We start from the raw sequence: 14,125 nt of genomic DNA, 5'->3' as shown, positions 1-14,125 counted from the left end.
ATCATACAGTGCTATTTCCCCTGTTGGGAGGGATAGCACACCCATAATACAGGAAAGCAATTATGTACAATCAGAACAAAGTTAATAATGCGAATGTTAAAGAAGTTCGTTTAAACGAGCTTGATTTACCGTTCAAAACCACTGAACTTTCAGAATACTACAAAGAGAACATACACATTGTAGGAAACGAGCTAATTGTGGGTTATTTAAGTGATGATCATCACTGCGAATCCCCGTTTAGTGAAGGCAGTGGGTTAATTTACTCCGCACACCGAAACTCGACTACTCATGAGGAGATGCAAGATTCACTTGCGCTAAATCATGAATGGCTACCGGACTTAAGTCTAATCGAAGATTATGAGGAACGATTAAGAAGTCTTTGGCTACAAAAAGCTCAAAACTCTCTTGAGTTTCAGATTTGGGCTGAACAAACTCCAGGGGCTCGCCCTACTTACAGTGAGGCTTACTATAAACGCCGAGCTGCAAAACTATGGAGAGAAGATGTTTGCTCTATTGATGACTTTGATTTTACTCACGAAGTGAAAGTTGAATTGTGGTCAAGCCTACGGAGTGAAGGACTTATTGGCGAGCAATGTGCTGTTATGCTTGATTGCTATGAGCATGGAGGACAATGCTGGTCAATATCAGGTGCTGGTATTCAAGATCGTTGGGATACAGCTAATGGTATTGGTTGCTGGGTTCCTGATGAAGTAGCGAAAGAAGAAATAGAAAGGCGCGCTGCGTGTTATTCCTTTGGGCAGATCAAGGATAATGGTGCTTGGTCTAAGAACGGTGGCCGAATATTATACTATGTTGAATTTGATAGCGATTTTGCTACTAATGAAAACAGAAAGTTTAATAGCTGGTCAGATGCGTTTGAATGGATGATGCAGGTAGTAAACAAGCACAAGCCTTTAAGACGAAAATTAAGTACAGAAAAAAGGCTGTTAATTGGCCGCCAAAGAGCTGCTACTGAGTTAGCTGAGTGCACTTTGGAAACGTACAACCAATGGCTTCAAGGGTCTGTTTTTGGTGTTGTTATTGCTACTTTCAATAATGTAGGTACACAAGACAACCCTAAATGGGCTTTTGATGATTCTGAAGACGTATGGGGCTATATAGGTGGCGATAACGCTATGGAAGAGATGACTTATCTTGTCAAATCAAAAGTAGAAAACCTCGCTCAAAAAGTCGTATAAAACTAAATAATCCCTCATAGGGCGCAGTTAGCCCTAGCGGGGTTGCTGCGCTCTAAAATCTAATTTTAGAAGGTAGCAACAATATGAAATCTATAAAACAACAAGCATTGGGCATTGCATCAGCAGCTGTCCTAGAGTTCACTCCAGCATTTCATGGTAAGTGGTATGAGGGTTATGAGCTTATACTTGAGTGTGTAGCTAAAGAAAAAGAACCAGATCATTGCTCTTTTAGAGAAGGTGTTGATTTTTGGAGCTGGGAAGAAGCTATACAAAGCATTAAAAAAGACGCTGAAGAAATTTGGAAACCGTTTTCTGAAGAGTTGATACAACAGAAAGTTACCTTAGCCAAAAAAGCTATAGGTGATGGAAATGTTGAATCTGTGCTAGCGATACAAAGTCTCGGTGAAATCCCGATGAGTGACAAAGCTAAAATTTTTGCGGGTGTTCTACGCAAAGCAGCTAAAGAACTTAATAGTGATCGCGAAAGGGACTTGTATCGAGTATCAAGCTATTCAGGGCGCTTTATGTATGGGCAAACCTGCTTAAGCATATCAACGCCGGCTGGTCATGATATTAGCGAAGTTGTGATGCAAGTAGGTAAGGTGTACAAAGAATTTGGACAGCCTAAAAAAGATAATATGGGTTTTGGTTTTGTTTTTTACTGGCCTAACATTCCCTATTCTTCTGAAGATGAATAAGGATGAACCATTTATCTATGAATATTATTTTTAATTGAAAAATAACCAGGAGGCGCGCTTAATTGCGCCTCCTGCATTTCAACCTTTTGTCAAAGATGCTTTAACAAATCCAGCTTTGAGAAAAGGTTTTACCCAATAACGGGTGAAAATGAGGTAACTGGCTTCTATAAACAAACAGCAATTTAAAACCCTCAAGGGGCCATCAGCCCCAAAAGGGGATGATGTGCCTTTAAACAACTAAAGGAACTCATTATGAAAACATTCATAGTTAAACTGAATATACAAGCTGGCGAATATGCCAAATCAACTCAAAAATTAATTAAAGCGCTTTCAGTAGAAGAAGCTGAACGCAAAGCATTACTTGATGAGTGTCACGGTACTATTGGTGAAAACTCAGAATGGGCTCATGGCGGTATCGCTGACCTAGCATGGGAGTTTCATTACTCTGTAAGTAGTTGTATTGAAGTAAGTCCTGAGCATGTAAGAACGCTTGAACTCTACTGTTAAAAAACCACTGAAGCACCACCGAAAGGTTGGTGCTTCAGAATCATAGAGGTATTTATGAAAATTGAAAACGTAATCCGTTTACCTTCAGAGGATAGCGGCCTTCAGCACTGCATTGTTAGGCTTAATAATTACAATATGGATTCAACTAGGAAAGACAAAAGTCGTTTTTTTAGAAGAGAACCGTTAGTAATAATTAACAATAATAATGGCTGTAAAGTCCTTAGATACGCTATGGGTCATTCTGGTTTAAGGATTTGCAAAAATGCCATAGGATTAGATTATGATGCAGTTGATGCGTTAAATGTTAGCTATGAGCAATGTGTAAATTTAGAAGTACGTAGAGCAAAACCTTGGGAGATTTGGGGCTGGTTTTGGCACCACCCTGATCAAAATGTTCAACTATCAATTAAGTTAGGTGTGGCTGGTGCTGTGCTTGGCGTGATGGGGCTCATGACAGGAATTGTTCCACTACTTTTTAATTAAACATGATGAAGTTAGCCTCTTATACATTAAAAGGGCCAACTTTAATTGGAGGACACATGGATTTTGGTGATGAAATTTTGTTTTTACTCAGCGTTTCACAAGCAGAAGTTGAAAAATTTCTGGATGATAAATTCGGCCATCTATACGAGTTTGGGCAAAGCCTATATTTTTCATATGAGACTAATGATGAGAATGAAGCAAATATAAATAAATTAATAGCACTTGGGCAACCAGTCCCGCTTGATCTTCTGCTTATATCCAGAGCAAGAACAGAGCTGGGCGAGTGCGTATTAACAGGGCAAACCGGCGAGTGTAGGGTTATTACACTTGTAGAATAAGTTTCACATGTGAAACTTTTCTTTATACACCCCAAAAGGGCGGATAGAGCTTTGTGACTAAATGTTTTTGACTATATTCTGTTTCTATACAGTCAGTATTTGACTATGAGCGGTAACTGGCCTTAAACAGTAAAAATATTAACCTAACTGAGATACGCAATCCAGCTGGGTTACGTATCTCAAATTTATTCTTGGAGATACCATGTCTAATAAATTTAAAATAAAAAACTTCGCAGAAGTACAGTCATTTGACTCTGTTGAAGAAATCGAAAGCGCACTCAGAAGCCAGTATCGTGGAATGCATATCAGCATCTCTTACGCGAGCCAAAAAACTGGGCTTCTTTGTTCCATTTTTGTTTCTGTAAACAACGATGGCGCTGTGTTTTACACTTATGGCGATGAGTCAGAAGTTGATTTTAAAAAAATAAACTTAAGCTAGGAGCTAGCATGAAATACACAATTGCTAGCTACCTCAAAGATCGCTTAGTAGAATTAAATTACCCTGAAAATATGGAGGTGAAATTTAATTTAGAGGAAGGTCAAAATAATGGAGTTGTTTTTACTGGAAATTTATCCTTTGAAAACGCTTTGGTTATATTGGAGCGCCTTCTGTTAAATTGCGAAAATTCACTTGTCGAGGTGGAGTGCCTAGAAGCTCTCCTGCTAATTGCAGAGGGAGTTGATTTGAACGCATTTACAATAGTCAGTAAAGGCGTATTGCAAAACACGTCTTTCAGTGAAGTTATGAGCTTTAATGAAAACTTTGAATTGTTTACTTTCTTATATGAGCAAGGCGAAGTAATAATGAATGGCCTAGGGGATGAGTTAATCTTAGCCTGGGTTAAAGTTTGTAAAATGATAAAAGAAGATGCGATTAAAGTATCCAAGCAGCTCACTCATGAAGCAAAGAGGTTATTTAGAGCTGTATCATCTGAAAATATAACATTAGAAGAGCGAACTACTGCTAACTACATAGTTAAGTTTTCAGAAGTGGCTGCCATAGAACATTATGACATTGATGTTTTTTGTGAAAAATTAAGCCATATTGACCTAGAGAACTTTCATAATGGAAAGAGTCGTATGACTGGATTTGCGGCTGAAGTAATAGATAAAAAAACTTCTTCAACTCTTGGTGTCCACACTGTATATGGGGTGATCATCAAGACTGGAGACAAAAGTTATGGAGGCTTTCGTAAAGAACTAATCCATCAGGCTATTTTTGATGCAAGAGAGCGCATTAAGAAGCATGCCAAAATTGTAGCGTAAGCACAAAGAGAGGGGGTAACCCCTCTCTCCCTATCAAGGCTGATTACCACTATTCTGAGATTCCGGAAATAATGGTAATAAGCTTTTTCTCTCATGATGAGAGTAAAAATGAGGTAACTGGCCTCTTCAAACAAACAGCATATAAATTAGTTATATAGAGCTATTCTATATTCCAAATTATTTAACCTTACCTAACGGTACACCCCGTTAGGAGGTGTACCTATATAATGGAGTACACCTCAATGAGCATAAATCAATTAACAATCACCCCTAAAAAGTTGATATCGATAAATGAATTAGCAAAGGAAGCTGGCTTTAACTACAGCGTCCTTATTAGTGAAAAGCTACTAAATAAAATAACCAAGCCTGGTTACGAAAACTTGAATGTATTTCTGAAAGTTTGCGCAAAACAGCTAAAAATATCTTTAACTGATAGCAAAAACTGGAAGAAAACACGATTGTTTTACCCAATGGAGTGCTTCAATGGTTCACTGAACCCTGAAGAAGTAGTCATAACAACTCAAAACGGAGATGTTGCTATAGCTTTTGCATTTGAAAATGCGGAAGTTTTCAGCACTCCACTCTAAATGAATAATCCCAACGGGGAGCCTATCCCTGTTGGGATAACTCCCTTTTAAATATCTCAATGTCGGGGTTTCCTTAAGCCCCTTCAGAGGGGTTTAAGGAAGCCTCGATGTTCGAGGCTCATAATAAAGGTGAGAACAATGTCTTATTATAAAGCAGAAAAAGTACGTTTTGCCGCAAACGGCAATTGGATTTTCATTGTGTCAGCACTTGCACCGCACGCAACTGATGCACTTAAAAAGCTAGGGCGTCATGTAGGCTGTCCTGTACACGGTGGCAAAGATGGGTTCCGATTATTTAAAAAAGATTTCTTAGAAACAGGTGGGGGCGTATGCAATACATGCGGGCCTCGTCACGATGGATTTGAGCTACTTATGTGGCTTAATAACTGGAGTTTCAAAGAAACCCTTGAAGCAATTGGTAACTTCCTTTCAGTTGAACCAGAGTTAACATGGGAAGAGAAAAAACAACAGCAAAAAGTTAGTGATAAAAGCGATAAAGCTGCATCAACTAACCAGCCTGGAACGGCTCCAAAGCCACCCACGCAAGCTGGTGTAAAGCCAAGCAATGTGTCTACGCTAAAAAGCGCAAATACAGAAGCCTGGCTAACTAAATTGCAGAAAGATATGGAGGCAAACGCTGAACGCCAAAAAGCGTATAGCGCAAAACTCGAAGGTAAAATTGCAAAGATATGGAGTGAAGAATGCATTCCTATTTCTAGCCAAATGGTTGAACCAATGCGAGCTTACTTTCAGAGCCGTGAATTGTTATTTCGGTGGGAAGAAGTAGAAAAAAGTGATTGTGTTCGGTTTCACCCGGCGCTTTCTTATTATGACGAAGATGGCAATGAGGTTGGTAAATTTCCCTCAATTGTATGTGCTATCCGCGACAAAAAAGGCAAGTTAATCACTTTGCATCGCATTTACTTAACAGCAACCGGTATGAAAGCAAACGTACCATCACCAAAGAAAATGATGCCTATTCCAGAAGACTTTACTGTTACTGGCGCGTCAATTCAACTGGGTCACCCAGGTGAAGGTATCCTTGGTGTAGCCGAAGGTGTTGAAACTGCTCTGGCAGCATATCGTGGTTCTAACATACCTGTGTGGGCAACAGTCAACGCAACATTGTTAGAAGCATTTGAAGCTCCTGAAGGGGTTCATACCGTCTTGATTTGGGCAGATAAAGATAGAACGCTAACAGGCCAAAAGTCTGCAGATGTTCTAAAAGCTCGGCTTGAACAAGAAGGCATACAAGTGTTTATTCTTGTACCTAAACAGCCCATACCTGAGCAAGAAAAAGGTGTGGATTGGAATGATGTGTTAATGAGCCAAGGCAAATATGCTTTTCCTAGCTCATCGTATCTGAGAAATTTTATCTCAAGAAGAACCGCTGGTGGTCATGTTTGAAATGTTTCAAATTGATCTCAGTAATTCACATAATGATTTTTGGGGGAAATTAACTGCACACCTAGTAGTTAATTTCTCCTGATTTACACAGAGGAAGAACCCATGTTAATTGAAAATATAAAAGCACCAATGACAGCTGAAATGCTATCTGAAATTGTTGAAAGCCAGATTTGCTGTTTTGGTGACGCCCCCCTTGTTACGCGACCTGAGATGGCCTTTATAAGTGGGGAAGAAATATTCATTGAGAGTTCAATACTGCTTTGTTGTATGTCAGACGAAGAGATGGCTGAGGATGACCTTACCCTAAAACATCTGGCAAGGCATATTGAAGCTTTTGATAAGAGTTCGATTATTTATTACATATCACTAAAACCGAAAGATTTTAGTGTTGGTTTTTATGCTGATAACCGGTTTATCGAAGTTATCAACTCAAATGAGTTGGCCTTCCGATGAAGCGCCATTGCGTTTAACTTTATAGTGGAATAAATATGATGAACTTAAGACAAAAGCAAGATCTAGCGCTAAGTAAAAAAATGAAAACATTCTTGGAAGAATGTAATTCTAAACTTATCTCAGCATTGGAAACTAAAAATGTTTCAGATGATTATCAGCATGAAATCAGCTTGTTAATCGATCAAAATACGAAACAAATTCAATACCTAAGTGAAGAAATCAAATCTTTCTCTTAGTAACAAAAACTAAAGGGCTGCAAACCACTCTACCTGGGTTGTAGCTCTTATTATCTTTAGGAGTAAACAATGGATAAGATTAATTTTATTGAATTAATACAAAATAAAACGATATTAGTACGGGAAAATACGAAATACGCACTTACCAAGCGACTTAAAGAGCTTGGGGCTTTGCATTTACTTGAGAGTCCTCAGGTTCGTGTTAGGTCTTATATTACTAATATCCAAAAGCCAGTTGGATCTATATTTAACGGAACATTATAAAACCCAAAGGGCAAGCGCCTATGGGGAGCTTTCCTTTGTAATCAGGAGCATATTATGGAAACCAATAAACGATTAGATCGCAATCAAGCTATTGAAAAGCTTGTAACAGCTATAAATGATGAACATAGAAGCAGCTTAACATTTGAGCAAGTTAGTAATTGGCTCGGTGAAGATGCAACAGTGAAAGATATTGAAACACATATTTTTGAAGTAGAAATTATTTCTTATGAAGCAGTACAACCGATAGACATATTGAAATCAGAAAGTAATATTTTAAACTAACAAGGTATTACCCATTAGAAAGCACCCTCGGGTGCTTTTTATTTCACTATTTTTTATCAAATAATTACACTTCAATTATTAGGTTTGTTAAGTAAGGCTTTCATGTGTGAGTAGAATAAAGTTACCAAGTAATAGAGATTCATACTAAGTATTAAAGTGTCATACTATAAGGCGGCGTTCTCCAATCGGTACGCTGCCTTTTTTGATTACGGATCTTATGGCTCTAAGAAAGTTCTGCCCCTTTTCTACTTAGAGTTGTTACTCATAACATTGCTGAGTACTCTCATTTGAACAATTCTTACTAATGCCTATATAATGCAACTAACCACATAAAGATGACCAAGCACGGATTATGGGCAACAGAAAAATCGCTGTACTAATTGATTCAGAAAACACTCCACACTCAAAGCTAAACCTGATTATTGAAGAGCTATCTAGTTTTGGGCAGATCATCGTTAAACGTGCTTACGGTGATTTTTCTGCTGAACAACTGAAAAACTGGAAGCAGCCTCTGAATGAGCTAGCAATTCAAGCAAAACAGCAGTTCGCCTACACATCTGGAAAAAACTCGACAGACTCGTTAATGATTATTGACGCAATGGATCTCTTATACAGCCAAAGGTTTGATGCTTTTGCTTTGATTTCCAGTGATAGTGACTTTACAAGCCTTGCCACAAGGCTAAGAGAATCGGAGATACACGTCATCGGTGTTGGAAAAGCAATGACTCCTACTTCATTTAAAAACGCTTGTGACGACTTTGTAGCTATCGAAAACTTAAATGCTTATGTTGTTCTTGAAGAGGCACAATCAAGCTCTAACCAAGACGCTGATCGCGAATTATGGCGATTAATGCATCAAGCTTGGCAAAATTATAGAGATGAATCGGGGTGGGCAAAACTAGCTGAAATTGGTAAGTATTTGAAGAGATTGAAGCCAGATTTTGACACTAGAAATTACGGTTTAAAAAAGTTGTCTGACTTTTTTGATAAGTATCCAACGCGCTATAGAACCCGTAACATTAAACGTTCTGGTATGGAGTTTCAGTTGATCACAAAGGCTAGCAAACAAAAATGATGTGCTGTCTTTGCGTTGTGTGATAGATTGTGGGTGAACAATAGAGTTTCACCCCGAACAATAAAGTATCATCCTAAGCAATATAAGTACGAATATAAGCTGCTACCTAAATCCAGTATGAATCTTTATTTCCCAGCTTCAAATTTACAAACCAAAACACAGATCATACAGCCCAATTCAGTATGAAACTTTATTGCAGGGCTACATTTCATCGCAACTAAATTTGGTTGTTGATAAATAGCGAACTAATGGGAATGATTAATATGATTAGTAAAAACTGGGATTACATGGTGAGTTATATATATCGTGAGTTCTATCTTTTTGGCTACAAAAAACACTCTTTACCACGTACTTTAAGGTGTTTATTTGCCAAAACAAAATTACATCGCTCTTGGTTATCAGGAAGTATGGGGGTTTATTGTGAAAATGGTCAGCGAAGAGGGGTAAAGAGCAGAGATTGGTACACTAGAAGGAAATAACACCCAAGTGAGCTTGCATTATTTTAAAGTGTGATAACCTGTATTCACATTAAAGGGTATCCAGGCGGAAAGCCGCTGCAATAACCTACAAACAAAAGGAGAATAACTATGATGACTTTAACAACAGTATCAGAGCGAATTACAGACTCAAAAGCTCGTGTTTATTGGCGTGTAGGCACTAAAAACAAAGGTATTATCAATATCAATTTGCGCTCACCCTCTGAAGACTCTGCTCTTATCGGGGAGTTAATAGCAATACAATTTCTGCTTTTTGATAAGAAGATTTTTGACAGGGCCCCCGGCAGCGGGGGGGGATACAAACTGATAGTATCAAAAGGTGCAATTAAAAAGCTAGCCCTTGGTAAATCAACCAAAAAATTTGCAGTGCAATATTCAAGTTTTTTGCTTAGTAGAATGAAAGGAGTAACCATCGAAGTAAGTCAAAAGCTTGAGTTTATGGCAAATAAAGAAGATTTTTTACCTTTATTAATAGACGAAGGCAAAGATATTCGCACTCAAGAATATGCTGAAATAATCACACCTGCTATGGGTGCCGTAAGGGTAACGCAACATGCTGTAGAGCAATATGAAGAGCGAATTTCTTCTGGCTGCCCAAAAAAACCCTGGGCATCATTAACTAAAAGGCTAATGCACCCAGAACTTCGCATTCAACCTTTAGATGCTAAAATACTAGCGCATAAAGAAAGAAGGTATGGACGTTCAGATAATGTAGAAGCATGGTCGCACCCAACTTCAACTTTTACATATCTAGTTGTAATTGATGATAAAGGTAACAGAGTTTTAGTAACTGTGTTTGAACGGTACATACAACCTCAAAACTAGAGTGTGCATATGATAAATAATGTTCAAATTACGAGCTCATCGATCCAGGTGAAAACTGTACAGGTTGACTTTAAAAAGCTAACAAGGGCTACATTAAATGTGTTACCAGTACTTCCTCCGGCATGGCATGATTTATATCAATCTAAAGAAATTATCATTTTTGTCGCTTTTGGTGAATGTACGGGTTAAATTAAGAGTCAGCACATTTTTTGCCCCATTATCGGCTTCACATCTCACCCTCATTGTACTTTTTGAAGCCTTTCTAGACTGATAAAAGTGAATAACTATCCACACATCTAATTTTTGATAACAAAACTCCACCTTCGGAACGATATTTGATATTGTGACAAAAACGGATAGTGGGTGATTATCATGATTTCAGGTATAAACAGTGGCAACTGCATACTTAGCTCTATGGCTAAAGAGAGAGTCAAAAGTGGGATTATCGACCACGCACAAATTTCAGGTATGAAAAGCGCATACACAGTCATTTTCGATGGTTCTGAATGGAATGGTGAACCATTGGTGTTAAGTAGCTCTAGACAGCCTTATGAGCCGCGTATTTTCAAAAGTTTAGACGGGGCTTTAGCTGAGTTGTTGCGTATAGGTCTAACTGAAGCATCAATCAAAATTACTGAAAAAACTGACGCAGAATAAAATCAGTATTATCTAAATCAAGAAAACAAATTCGGATACACAAAATGACAATCAAAGAAGAAACACTTTATTCGAACATCGAGACAGTGAATAGCAAACAGCTTGCAGTCCTGAAAAAACATTTCCCTCAATGCTTTGATAAGTCAGGAAACTTCATCCAAGAGAAGATGCTTGAAGTTGTTAATGCAAATGAAGTTGAACTTTCAAAAGAATCATACACGTTAAATTGGCTTGGTAAGTCTTATGCTCGACTATTGACTAACCTCCCTCCTAAAACATTGATCAATGAAGACGTTGCACATAACCAGTTAGAACAGAACAAAGACAGTAAAAACCTGCTTATAAAAGGCGATAACCTTGAAGTATTGAAACACATGGTTAACGCATACAGTGAGAAGGTCAAGATGATCTATATCGACCCTCCTTACAACACTGGATCAGGCGATTTTGTTTACCACGATGACCGAAAATTTACTAAAGAACAACTTTCTGAACTAGCAGGGGTTGATCTTGAAGAAGCAGAACGAATTTTAGAGTTTACAGACAAAGGTTCTAGCAGTCACAGTGCTTGGTTAACGTTTATGTATCCTCGCCTTTATATAGCGAAAGAACTCTTAAAAGAAGACGGTGCAATTTTCATTTCAATAGACGATAACGAAGTAAGTCAACTTAAGCTTATTTGTGATGAAATCTTTGGTGAAGCGAATTTTGTGTCAAACATTGTTTGGCAGAAAAAGTATTCTCCTCAAAATGATGCGACTTACCTTAGTGATATGCATGACCATATACTTTTATATGCAAAAAGCAAAAGTACCTGGAGACCAATTCCATTACCTAGAACAGAAAAACAAAATGCTGCGTATAAAAACCCTGATAAAGATCCAAGAGGTTCTTGGAAATCAACCGATTCAACTTGCAATAAATCCAAATCAGAAAGACCTAACCTTTTTTACCCTATAACAAGACCTGATGGTAAGGTTATTCTTCCACTTGAAAGTCGTGTTTGGCGTTACTCACGTGAAGTTCATGAGCAAAAACAGACTGATGATAGAGTTTGGTGGGGAAAGAACGGCTTAAATGATGTCCCTGCATACAAAAGTTTTTTGAGTGAAGTCAAGGATGGACGAGTTCCAACAACGATTTGGAGCTACCAAGACGCTGGACATAATCAAGAAGCGAAACGTGAATTAAATGAGTTAATTAAAGAAAGTCCCTTTAGCACTCCTAAGCCCACAAAACTAATCAAATTAGCGTCATCCATATCAGTAAAACCTAATTGAGCTAAGTAAAAACGTTTAAATACTTGTCCTGCAACTCTAGAAAATTGGTATTCACCATTAATAACTCCTTTAACTCCTTGTCGATAGTTTAATTTAAAAATCGGGTACTTATTTGGAATAGGTAGTCTAAAGTTTTTTCCTTGATAAAATTGCTCGTTTGGTGCAAATCTTAAATTAATATCAAATGCGTCAGTATTTATTGAGCTTATTTGTGTTTGACCAATATCATTTGTTTCAAACTTTAATCTACCAAGAGGTGCTTGCTTTTTGTTTTCTGCAATAATATTAAATGCAATTCCACTGTGATACTCTTTATTATAATCTACCTTATACGAGTCAAAAAATATCATCTGATCAGACTGCCCTCGTTTAAAAGATAATAGGAAGTTGTCATCATTTAAAAACTGTAAATCTTGCCCAGGAAAAATAGTTTCATGTTGGTAAGAAAATAAGATTCTGTTTTGTGGATTTGTCAAAAAGTTCTTATTAAAAGAGTGAGTAAATGCAAATAAGTATTTCCATTCCTTATCATTAAACCCATAAGCACCATAAGTTTCAAACATATTTTTCTTGTTAAAAGCAGGCACAGTTCTAAATCCCATTCTTAAACGAAAACCCTCTACATCATTAAAACTAAATACAGCAGGGAGAGGACCAAATTCAACAGGTCCAACGGTTTTCCATCCTGAAATTAAAAGCGAAGCAACACTCACAAACCTCTTAAATGTCGGTATTCTTTGAATACTATCTATCATAAAATAAACACCAGCTTCTTGTTCCGTTAAGGTATCAGGTCTAGCTTCAACCCAAAATGAATCCGTTTTCTCTTTTAAATCCTCCTCTAAGATTATTTTTTCAACCCTATTGTAGATTTTTTTATCAGCAGGTTTATTAAAAACAAATTCATCATAATGAATGGTTTTTTTACCAAACATACCTCTTCCTTTTCTGGTAAGATTGTAATCAATAATTAATTTATCTTTTGAAAGCATCCAAATACTATCATGATACTGTGTAAATTCTTGGTCCAATTGTAAATCCTTTACAAAATTTAAGTTAATATCTTTAGCAACATTCATAGATACTTTTGTAACAGCATACGACACAGAATCGTTTAAAATGTACATATTTCCTACAAAAGCAAAATCAGCTTTATTTCTTGGTGTAAACGCTAGATTAACACATTCTTGTCCGTTGATATCAACAGTATCAATTATAAAGTATTTATAAATGGTTGGACCTAAAGGGGATATTGGACTTGTAAATTGATTAGATAATAAATCAATATTATTGTCATAGATGTCAATGTCTTGATAAATTTTATCCAAAATAAAAGAAACTCCACTGTCATCAATATAACCATCAAAGCCAGTCATTTTAGTACCGTTTTGTACTTCTTTTAAGGTTTTTGGTTTTTTACGATAATACATTTTAGAGGCAGTTTCTCTTAAAAATATAGGTAGGTAAGGTTTACCATTTACTTCTGAGGTATCTATATGATCTAAAACTATCTGAAAATTCTTTTTTAACCAACCTTTAGAAATAAATTCTTCGGTAATATTATTAAGATCAATTTCTATTTTTTCATATTTATTATATTTATTAGTTATTTTTCTAGTAACGAGCCAAGTGAGCAAAAGCTTTATTAGCTTCAGCCATTTTAAAGACTTCTTCGCGTTTTTTAACTGCCCAACCTTTATTTTCAAGAGCTTCAAGGATAGCGTTTTCAACTTTCTTAGCCAAACTACGGCCACCAATCTTAGAAATACCAGTTTTTAACCATTTAAGAGCAAGTGCAGAGCCTCTTCTAGCAGGAACCTCAACTGGAACTTGGTAAGTGGCTCCACCGATTCTTCTAGATCTAACTTCGATTCTAGGAGTTACATTATTAAGGGCCTCTTTAAAGATCTCAATTGGACTTCTTTTTAGCTTTTTTTCTATATTATCAAAAGCCTTATAAATAGCTTTTTCAACTACAGCTTTTTTACCATCTTCCATCAAGCGGTTAGCAAAACGAGTTACGATGATTTCTTTATATTTAGCATCTGGGATAATTTTTCTAATTTGTGCT

The 14,125-nt window shown here is 37.0% G+C and carries 19 protein-coding genes; 17 read left to right on the top strand and 2 right to left on the bottom strand.

Translation table 11 applies throughout. From position 1 onward, the window contains the following. Nucleotides 1-62: 62 nt before the first annotated feature. The 17 genes from Q0688_RS23210 to Q0688_RS23130 all read left to right on the top strand — a co-directional run bounded on the left by Q0688_RS23210 (nt 63) and on the right by Q0688_RS23130 (nt 12,054). Nucleotides 63-1,199: a hypothetical protein gene (locus tag Q0688_RS23210; protein WP_121638740.1), complete on the top strand. Its 1,137-nt coding sequence runs from the start codon at nt 63-65 to the stop codon at nt 1,197-1,199. Nucleotides 1,200-1,282: 83 nt separating this feature from the next. Continuing rightward, complete coding sequence (locus tag Q0688_RS23205; protein WP_299082928.1) at nt 1,283-1,897, top strand: hypothetical protein; 615 nt, start codon at nt 1,283-1,285, stop codon at nt 1,895-1,897. 252 nt (nt 1,898-2,149) lie between these two features. Beyond that, nucleotides 2,150-2,404: a hypothetical protein gene (locus Q0688_RS23200; protein WP_121638738.1), complete on the top strand. Its 255-nt coding sequence runs from the start codon at nt 2,150-2,152 to the stop codon at nt 2,402-2,404. A gap of 54 nt (nt 2,405-2,458) precedes the next feature. Continuing rightward, entirely contained in the window at nt 2,459-2,887 is a 429-nt protein-coding gene (locus tag Q0688_RS23195; protein WP_121638737.1) for a hypothetical protein, read from the top strand. 56 nt (nt 2,888-2,943) lie between these two features. Further along, nucleotides 2,944-3,225, top strand: coding sequence for a hypothetical protein (locus Q0688_RS23190; protein ID WP_162986044.1), 282 nt, complete (start codon nt 2,944-2,946; stop codon nt 3,223-3,225). A 202-nt stretch (nt 3,226-3,427) separates the two neighbouring features. Next, entirely contained in the window at nt 3,428-3,664 is a 237-nt protein-coding gene (locus Q0688_RS23185; protein WP_121638735.1) for a hypothetical protein, read from the top strand. Nucleotides 3,665-3,672: 8 nt separating this feature from the next. Further along, nucleotides 3,673-4,491 carry a hypothetical protein gene (locus tag Q0688_RS23180; RefSeq protein WP_299082922.1) on the top strand — a complete coding sequence of 273 codons (819 nt, stop codon included), beginning with the start codon at nt 3,673-3,675 and terminating at the stop codon, nt 4,489-4,491. Between the two features lie 242 nt (nt 4,492-4,733). Further along, nucleotides 4,734-5,078 carry a hypothetical protein gene (locus Q0688_RS23175; RefSeq protein WP_121638733.1) on the top strand — a complete coding sequence of 115 codons (345 nt, stop codon included), beginning with the start codon at nt 4,734-4,736 and terminating at the stop codon, nt 5,076-5,078. A gap of 138 nt (nt 5,079-5,216) precedes the next feature. Next, the gene (locus tag Q0688_RS23170) at nt 5,217-6,485 is read left to right on the top strand and encodes a toprim domain-containing protein (RefSeq protein ID WP_121638732.1); all 1,269 of its coding nucleotides are present in this window, start codon (nt 5,217-5,219) and stop codon (nt 6,483-6,485) included. Nucleotides 6,486-6,587: 102 nt separating this feature from the next. Next, nucleotides 6,588-6,938 (top strand): hypothetical protein, encoded by a 351-nt coding sequence (locus tag Q0688_RS23165; RefSeq protein ID WP_121638731.1) that lies wholly within the window; start codon nt 6,588-6,590, stop codon nt 6,936-6,938. A gap of 35 nt (nt 6,939-6,973) precedes the next feature. Further along, complete coding sequence (locus Q0688_RS23160) at nt 6,974-7,174, top strand: hypothetical protein (RefSeq protein WP_121638730.1); 201 nt, start codon at nt 6,974-6,976, stop codon at nt 7,172-7,174. A 69-nt stretch (nt 7,175-7,243) separates the two neighbouring features. Further along, nucleotides 7,244-7,438 (top strand): hypothetical protein, encoded by a 195-nt coding sequence (locus tag Q0688_RS23155; RefSeq protein WP_121638729.1) that lies wholly within the window; start codon nt 7,244-7,246, stop codon nt 7,436-7,438. Nucleotides 7,439-7,492: 54 nt separating this feature from the next. Next, nucleotides 7,493-7,720, top strand: coding sequence for a hypothetical protein (locus Q0688_RS23150; RefSeq protein WP_121638728.1), 228 nt, complete (start codon nt 7,493-7,495; stop codon nt 7,718-7,720). A gap of 352 nt (nt 7,721-8,072) precedes the next feature. Next, nucleotides 8,073-8,795 carry an NYN domain-containing protein gene (locus Q0688_RS23145; protein ID WP_299082914.1) on the top strand — a complete coding sequence of 241 codons (723 nt, stop codon included), beginning with the start codon at nt 8,073-8,075 and terminating at the stop codon, nt 8,793-8,795. A 587-nt stretch (nt 8,796-9,382) separates the two neighbouring features. Then, entirely contained in the window at nt 9,383-10,117 is a 735-nt protein-coding gene (locus tag Q0688_RS23140) for a hypothetical protein (RefSeq protein ID WP_299082912.1), read from the top strand. Between the two features lie 372 nt (nt 10,118-10,489). Then, complete coding sequence (locus tag Q0688_RS23135) at nt 10,490-10,774, top strand: hypothetical protein (RefSeq protein ID WP_299082910.1); 285 nt, start codon at nt 10,490-10,492, stop codon at nt 10,772-10,774. Between the two features lie 44 nt (nt 10,775-10,818). Next, nucleotides 10,819-12,054: a site-specific DNA-methyltransferase gene (locus tag Q0688_RS23130; RefSeq protein ID WP_299082908.1), complete on the top strand. Its 1,236-nt coding sequence runs from the start codon at nt 10,819-10,821 to the stop codon at nt 12,052-12,054. Here the strand turns inward: Q0688_RS23130 and Q0688_RS23125 are convergent. Both Q0688_RS23125 and rpsG read right to left on the bottom strand, forming a co-directional pair. After that, nucleotides 11,943-13,760: a DUF5686 family protein gene (locus tag Q0688_RS23125; protein WP_299082905.1), complete on the bottom strand. Its 1,818-nt coding sequence runs from the start codon at nt 13,758-13,760 to the stop codon at nt 11,943-11,945. The genes Q0688_RS23130 and Q0688_RS23125 overlap by 112 nt on opposite strands. Continuing rightward, nucleotides 13,669-14,118: a 30S ribosomal protein S7 gene (gene rpsG, locus Q0688_RS23120; protein WP_299082957.1), complete on the bottom strand. Its 450-nt coding sequence runs from the start codon at nt 14,116-14,118 to the stop codon at nt 13,669-13,671. The genes Q0688_RS23125 and rpsG overlap by 92 nt, the downstream gene beginning before the upstream one ends. Between the last annotated feature and the right edge of the window lie 7 nt (nt 14,119-14,125).

It is taken from the genome of uncultured Paraglaciecola sp., from assembly GCF_937123705.1.
GTDB lineage: Bacteria > Pseudomonadota > Gammaproteobacteria > Enterobacterales > Alteromonadaceae > Paraglaciecola.
Note: the sequence above shows the minus strand (reverse complement) of the source record. Positions and strands in the feature narration are given on the sequence as shown.

Bases quoted from the DNA above. Each gene is read 5' to 3' on its own strand.
- Q0688_RS23210 (WP_121638740.1), top strand. From the start codon at position 63: ATGTACAATCAGAACAAAGTTAATAATGCGAATGTTAAAGAAGTTCGT.
- Q0688_RS23205 (WP_299082928.1), top strand. From the start codon at position 1,283: ATGAAATCTATAAAACAACAAGCATTGGGCATTGCATCAGCAGCTGTC.
- Q0688_RS23200 (WP_121638738.1), top strand. From the start codon at position 2,150: ATGAAAACATTCATAGTTAAACTGAATATACAAGCTGGCGAATATGCC.
- Q0688_RS23195 (WP_121638737.1), top strand. From the start codon at position 2,459: ATGAAAATTGAAAACGTAATCCGTTTACCTTCAGAGGATAGCGGCCTT.
- Q0688_RS23190 (WP_162986044.1), top strand. From the start codon at position 2,944: ATGGATTTTGGTGATGAAATTTTGTTTTTACTCAGCGTTTCACAAGCA.
- Q0688_RS23185 (WP_121638735.1), top strand. From the start codon at position 3,428: ATGTCTAATAAATTTAAAATAAAAAACTTCGCAGAAGTACAGTCATTT.
- Q0688_RS23180 (WP_299082922.1), top strand. From the start codon at position 3,673: ATGAAATACACAATTGCTAGCTACCTCAAAGATCGCTTAGTAGAATTA.
- Q0688_RS23175 (WP_121638733.1), top strand. From the start codon at position 4,734: ATGAGCATAAATCAATTAACAATCACCCCTAAAAAGTTGATATCGATA.
- Q0688_RS23170 (WP_121638732.1), top strand. From the start codon at position 5,217: ATGTCTTATTATAAAGCAGAAAAAGTACGTTTTGCCGCAAACGGCAAT.
- Q0688_RS23165 (WP_121638731.1), top strand. From the start codon at position 6,588: ATGTTAATTGAAAATATAAAAGCACCAATGACAGCTGAAATGCTATCT.
- Q0688_RS23160 (WP_121638730.1), top strand. From the start codon at position 6,974: ATGATGAACTTAAGACAAAAGCAAGATCTAGCGCTAAGTAAAAAAATG.
- Q0688_RS23155 (WP_121638729.1), top strand. From the start codon at position 7,244: ATGGATAAGATTAATTTTATTGAATTAATACAAAATAAAACGATATTA.
- Q0688_RS23150 (WP_121638728.1), top strand. From the start codon at position 7,493: ATGGAAACCAATAAACGATTAGATCGCAATCAAGCTATTGAAAAGCTT.
- Q0688_RS23145 (WP_299082914.1), top strand. From the start codon at position 8,073: ATGGGCAACAGAAAAATCGCTGTACTAATTGATTCAGAAAACACTCCA.
- Q0688_RS23140 (WP_299082912.1), top strand. From the start codon at position 9,383: ATGATGACTTTAACAACAGTATCAGAGCGAATTACAGACTCAAAAGCT.
- Q0688_RS23135 (WP_299082910.1), top strand. From the start codon at position 10,490: ATGATTTCAGGTATAAACAGTGGCAACTGCATACTTAGCTCTATGGCT.
- Q0688_RS23130 (WP_299082908.1), top strand. From the start codon at position 10,819: ATGACAATCAAAGAAGAAACACTTTATTCGAACATCGAGACAGTGAAT.